Source organism: Solibacillus isronensis (genome assembly GCF_023715405.1).
In the GTDB taxonomy this organism is placed as follows: domain Bacteria; phylum Bacillota; class Bacilli; order Bacillales_A; family Planococcaceae; genus Solibacillus; species Solibacillus isronensis_B.
This window is the reverse complement of the sequence record NZ_JAMBOC010000055.1, coordinates 1-253: the sequence shown is the minus strand read 5'-3', so window position 1 is coordinate 253 and position 253 is coordinate 1. Positions and strand designations below refer to the sequence as shown.

General features: G+C 52.2%; 2 tRNA genes. Both read left to right on the top strand.

What is annotated here, in order from left to right:
- The first annotated feature begins 4 nt into the window (after window positions 1-4).
- Window positions 5-89, top strand: a tRNA-Leu gene (locus tag M3166_RS19240).
- Window positions 90-135: 46 nt separating this feature from the next.
- Window positions 136-210 (top strand) — tRNA-Gly (locus M3166_RS19235).
- Window positions 211-253: the final 43 nt, after the last annotated feature.

Below are 253 nucleotides of genomic sequence, written 5' to 3'. Positions count from 1 at the left end.
CTTAGCGGGTGTGGCGGAATTGGCAGACGCACTAGACTTAGGATCTAGCGCCGCAAGGCGTGGGGGTTCGACTCCCTTCACCCGCACCATTTTAATTTCATATTACTGTCAGAGTAAAAATATCTTATGCATTTTGCGGAAGTAGTTCAGTGGTAGAACACCACCTTGCCAAGGTGGGGGTCGCGAGTTCGAACCTCGTCTTCCGCTCCAAAAAATGCCGGGGTGGCGGAACTGGCAGACGCACAGGACTTAA